The sequence below is a fragment of the Pseudoalteromonas sp. S4492 genome, from assembly GCF_005886115.1.
Classification (GTDB): domain Bacteria; phylum Pseudomonadota; class Gammaproteobacteria; order Enterobacterales; family Alteromonadaceae; genus Pseudoalteromonas; species Pseudoalteromonas gelatinilytica.
On the sequence record NZ_PNCP01000373.1, the window covers coordinates 1 to 273 of the forward strand.

Annotated in this window: 1 protein-coding gene; it reads left to right on the plus strand. The window is 48.7% G+C overall.

From position 1 onward, the window contains the following. Positions 1 to 273, plus strand: a 273-nt coding sequence (locus tag CWC28_RS21835; protein WP_138625795.1) for a M3 family metallopeptidase, incomplete at both ends; no start/stop codon positions are given.

Below are 273 nucleotides of genomic sequence, written 5' to 3' on the forward strand. Positions count from 1 at the left end.
TGTTCAGGAGATTCTGGACGAAGTGCGCAGTCAGGTGTCTGTAGTCATTCCTCCGGCTTTCAATCGTTTCCAGCATGGCTTCAGCCATATTTTTGCTGGTGGTTACGCAGCAGGCTACTACAGCTATAAGTGGGCTGAGGTGTTGTCTGCTGATGCTTTCTCTCGATTTGAAGACGAAGGCATATTCAACCGCCAGACCGGTGAATCCTTCCTCCATGAAATACTTGAGAAAGGCGGTTCCGCCGAGCCTATGGAACTGTTTGTTAATTTTCG